The organism is Pseudomonas sp. Sample_24 (genome assembly GCF_004307605.1).
Taxonomy (GTDB): domain Bacteria; phylum Pseudomonadota; class Gammaproteobacteria; order Pseudomonadales; family Pseudomonadaceae; genus Aquipseudomonas.
Genome location: NZ_RCNW01000232.1, coordinates 1 through 3,531 on the forward strand (window position 1 = coordinate 1; position 3,531 = coordinate 3,531).

Below are 3,531 nucleotides of genomic sequence, written 5' to 3' on the forward strand. Positions count from 1 at the left end.
GGTGTATTCCGGGATCGGCTCGGCGAGGTGGCCGAGATCATCGTCCAGGTTCGCGGGTTTTCTGCCGACCATGCGGATTTGCTTGGCTTTGGCTTTTGCGCGCTTGGCGCGTTTCTGTTGCTTGTTCAGGGAGGCCATGGGAGCTCAGTTCGGTTTCTGTTGGGTTTGCGCGGCGATAGCATCGGAGGCTGCCACGTAGTCGGCCTGGAAGGCCGGCGATTCGATCCACGCCAAGGCGCCGGCTTCGTCGGTTTCGGTGGACCATTGGCGATACTCGATCAGCGCCGCCAGGATGAAGTCCATCGCGCCTTCTTCGCCTTCCTGTTCGTAGACCAGTTCCAGCAACGGGTCTTCGAGGAAAGCCACGCACATGGCTTGCTGGCTGACTTTCTCGGCGTCGATCATTTTCTTGAACAGTTCAGTCAGGTCGACCGACTCGAAGTCGATACGGTCATCGTTCGGGTCCAGTTCGACCGGCGCGGCAGCGCGTTGGGTGCGGTTCTGCTTGGCCTTGGCCTTGGCGCGGGAGGCGCGTTTTTGCTGCTTGTTGGCGGAGGCCATGGAGGTTGTTCCGTATGCGTTAAGTAGGATTGCTGCGTGGCACCGTCCGCCCGGGTGTGTCGGGGGGCAGCTCGCCGTTTTGCAGCCACGACAATGCGATGGGCCATAGTGTGGCTTGGTATGCGCTGCGAAAAAAGGCGAAATGTCCAACTTCTGTTTCGCCGATGTCTTGCGGGGCGATGCGCAAGTGGGTGTTTGTGCTGCCGGTGAAGTAACCGAGCAGGCGCTCGATGGCCGGGATCGTGCCGTAGGGATCGTCGCAGATGCTGATGGCGAGGGTTTGCGCGGTCACGCCAGCAAAGGGCAGGCGACCGGCGGTTGCGTGGATGACGCTGCCGCTGAAGCGTTTTTCGTAACGTGCAGTGGAGAAGCTCCAGTCACGGACGACACCGGCAGGCGTGTCTTCCAGCCAGCCAAGGCGTTTGCCGGGAAAGTAACCGAAGATCATCGTCAGCAGTGGCATCAGCACATGCCATTTACCAAACATCCGCCAGCGATGGGCCGGTGCATAGTCGCGCCAGTAGGCGAACTGCGCACCGACCGTCACCAGGCGCCGGATCGCATTTCCGGAGGCCCCCAGTCCTGCTGCACAGCCTCCAAAGCTGTGGCCCACCACATCGATGGGCTGATTCGGAAACTCGCGCTTTGCGCGCCGTAGCATCGCCTCGAAATCCAGTGCACCCCAGTCAGTCCATGAAGCCTGAAACCCTTTTAGTGACGGCGGGCGTGATTCACCTATACCGCGGTAATCATAGGTGATCACATCCAGGCCATTGGCGAACAGGTAGTCGGCGAAGCGCGAGTAGTGCCGGCAGCGTACCGAGGTGGCCGCATTGATGATGACCACCGGGCGAGAGCTATCGGGGGCAGCGTGCCGCCAGGTGAAACCGCCGATGATGAATCCGTCTTCTGCGGGTTGCTCGAAGGGCTCGGCAACGGCGTCAGTTACCAATGGCAGCTCGATTTGAACGGGGGCCAGAGGGGGCATGTCCTGCAAATTCATGGGCGCTGGACCTTTGCGGGGAGATGCCAACGATAGTCTTCAAGCTGCGGATGAACAATCCATGAGAGCCATCACGGTGTCTGATGGAGTCGCTCGTCAAGTCGAGCGCGCTCTCGATCAAGCTCTGCACGCAGTTCTTCCTCGCTCGGCAATATCAACTGGTACTTGCTGGCAAAAAGTTGTTCGTGACCTTCCAGAACCGAATAACGAACCACCGATTCATCTTTCTGCGCACATAAGATGATGCCGACGGTGGGACCATCTTCTGCTCCACGTTTGAGGTCGTCGTACATGCGTACATACATGTCCATCTGGCCGACATCCTGGTGTGTGAGCTCGCCCCGCTTGATATCGAATATGACAAAGCATTTGAGCAGGTAGTTGTAGAACACCAGGTCGATGAAGAAGTCCTTGCTGTCAGTGCTGATGCGTTGCTGGCGGGCGATGAAGGCGAAACCTTTGCCCAGCTCCAACACAGTTGTTCTATCAGTGCCTGTTCGATTTCGCTTTCCTGAAGCTTGCCGGCATGGGGCAGGCCAAGAAACTCCAGCACCACCGGGTCACGAATGAACTCCCGAGGGCTGGCCTTCATTTGCTGAATATGGGTGGCTGCCTCCAGCATCACGGGGGCGCGATCGCGGCTTGCAAGCAGGCGCTCGTAGTAAAGTGTGTTTATCTGGCGTTCCAGTGCTCGACTTGACCAGTTTTGAGTGGCGGACTCGTTCATGTACCACAGTCGGGCGCTTTCGCTGTCGACTCTCAATAGTCGCCGGTAATGAGTCCAGCTCAATTCGTGACGCAGTGCGTCACAAATTGGGAAGGCTTGATAAAACAGGCGCATATACCGAAGGTTGGAGGCATCAAAGCCCTTCCCAAACTGCGCTGTCAGCACTTTCGCTAGGGTCGGAAGTAACTGTTTGCCATAACCTGCCCGCCGAGCACCCTCCTGCTCGAATTCGACAATATGCCGACCAATCTGCCAACAGGTTTGCACTTGAATGGTGTCGACGGCCCGCAGCACCTTCTGGCGCGCCTGGCGTATCAGTTCGCCAAGATTGCCGACAAGCGAAGCGAGTTGCGGGTCTTTTGCGTCATCGGTTCTGAGGTCGTTCATGAGGTCTTCTGCGGCTGATTGATCAGGCAAAAGAGGATGGCAAGAGAGCTTGGGTCGAAGATGCAGGGCACGGCTGAGATATCGGAAGGAATCGCCTGGGCCGCAAGCAGGATCGATCTGACGGAAGAGCAAGTCTGCTGAGCAAATCACGTAGTACGTTTCGTAGTCAGCACAAGTACCAATCGATCTAAAACATCACCAATGCGCGGGAAATCAAAATTCAGGTAACGATTGGGCTTTTCAGAGCCCGGGAGTCGTCATCATGAAAATCCTCCATTCATTCATGTTGCCCCTCGCCGCCATCGGCATGCTGCTGTTTCCTGCAATGGCGCCCGCCGCAAGTCTTGAGCCCGTCGACAGCTCCGGCGTTCAGGTTCAGCGGCAGGAACAAAATGGCATCACCTATCTGTCCGGTGGGATTGGCGAGGATGAGGCAAAGGCTATCCAGCAAACGACTGGCTATAACCTGCACATGACCTTCGCGATCGGGGCGGAGAACAAATACATTCCCGATGTGGATGTGGTCATAGAGAAGGCCCAGGGGCAAACCGTACTGACACTGCACGACGCCGGACCACTGGTGTATGTGCAATTGCCAGCCGGGAAGTACAACGTCATCGCCACACGCAACGGCGAGGTGCGACGTGATGTTGCGGATGTCGGCAGCGGTGCGGCTCGTAACCTGGTCTTCCATTGGAATGGTGAGAGCTAGTGCGGTATTGCGAACAAAAAATTGATAGGCGCGGGAGGGGAGGGGCGCCTTGCCTTTCGATGCTCCGGGATTGAGCCTCATCAAACCGCAGGCATAAAAAAACCCTGAATCTTGCGATTCAGGGTTTTCGGTATTTGGTGC

Annotated in this window: 3 protein-coding genes and 1 pseudogene; 1 reads left to right on the top strand and 3 read right to left on the bottom strand. The window is 57.3% G+C overall.

Going from position 1 to position 3,531, the window contains the following annotated elements:
* Positions 1 to 144: 144 nt before the first annotated feature.
* From D8V06_RS12700 to D8V06_RS12710, 3 genes and pseudogenes are all read right to left on the bottom strand, one after another.
* Positions 145 to 561 carry a hypothetical protein gene (locus D8V06_RS12700; RefSeq protein ID WP_056852188.1) on the bottom strand — a complete coding sequence of 139 codons (417 nt, stop codon included), beginning with the start codon at positions 559 to 561 and terminating at the stop codon, positions 145 to 147.
* A gap of 19 nt (positions 562 to 580) precedes the next feature.
* Positions 581 to 1,564, bottom strand: a complete 984-nt coding sequence (locus D8V06_RS12705; protein ID WP_056852189.1) for an alpha/beta fold hydrolase — start codon at positions 1,562 to 1,564, stop codon at positions 581 to 583.
* Positions 1,565 to 1,635: 71 nt separating this feature from the next.
* Positions 1,636 to 2,678, bottom strand: a pseudogene (locus D8V06_RS12710) (PDDEXK nuclease domain-containing protein).
* A 262-nt stretch (positions 2,679 to 2,940) separates the two neighbouring features.
* On the opposite strand from D8V06_RS12710, the gene D8V06_RS12715 reads away from it, so the two are divergent.
* A complete protein-coding gene (locus D8V06_RS12715) occupies positions 2,941 to 3,390 on the top strand; it encodes a hypothetical protein (protein ID WP_056852191.1) in 450 nt (149 codons plus the stop codon).
* The last annotated feature ends 141 nt before the right edge of the window (positions 3,391 to 3,531 follow it).

Bases quoted from the DNA above. Each gene is read 5' to 3' on its own strand.
- D8V06_RS12700 (WP_056852188.1), bottom strand. From the start codon at position 561: ATGGCCTCCGCCAACAAGCAGCAAAAACGCGCCTCCCGCGCCAAGGCC.
- D8V06_RS12705 (WP_056852189.1), bottom strand. From the start codon at position 1,564: ATGAATTTGCAGGACATGCCCCCTCTGGCCCCCGTTCAAATCGAGCTG.
- D8V06_RS12715 (WP_056852191.1), top strand. From the start codon at position 2,941: ATGAAAATCCTCCATTCATTCATGTTGCCCCTCGCCGCCATCGGCATG.